At 65.3% G+C, this 533-nt stretch carries 1 pseudogene; it reads right to left on the bottom strand.

What is annotated here, in order from left to right:
• Positions 1-533 (bottom strand): annotated as a pseudogene (locus HMPREF2924_RS03755) (tail length tape measure protein); the annotation flags it as partial.

Here is a 533-nt window from a genome sequence, read left to right as displayed (position 1 = left end):
ATCCGGTCGACCTGGTCCTGGAGCTGCTGCAGCTCAGCCTTGGCCTTCTCGATTCCCATCAGCTTGCTGACCAGGCCGGCGCCTTCGGTGTCACCCGTGGCGAGCAGACGCTTCTGCAGGTCGCCGTACTTCTTCTCGATCTCGGCGCCGGCCGCCTCGACGGTTTGGCCGGTGGCCCGAAGGTAGTCCAGGTTGAGTTGCTTTAGGGTTGTGGCGTCTTTCTTTGCCTGCTCGTCGGCCTTCTTCTGCTTTTCTGCCGCGTCCAGGGTCGCCCAGGCGGCGCGAGCGCGGGCTTCCAGGGCTCCTGTCAGATTGCGCTGGTCCAGCTCGTACTCACGCAACGCAGCCCGGCCCTTGCCGTATGTCGCCGCTTCCTTCTCCAACTGCTTGACCCAGTCTTCGTTCTGCTTGGCCAGGCGCGCAGCGGCCTTGTCTTCGCCGCCTGATGGCGTGAAGGGTGTCTTGGTGGTGGGGCCTGTACCGGTGACCGTAGTCGCGGGTAGCGCCGCGACCTGGCCGGCACCGTTCAGCAC

Source organism: Pseudomonas sp. HMSC063H08 (genome assembly GCF_001813645.1).
In the GTDB taxonomy this organism is placed as follows: Bacteria; Pseudomonadota; Gammaproteobacteria; order Pseudomonadales; family Pseudomonadaceae; genus Pseudomonas; species Pseudomonas aeruginosa.
This window is presented reverse-complemented; position numbering and strand designations above follow the sequence as displayed.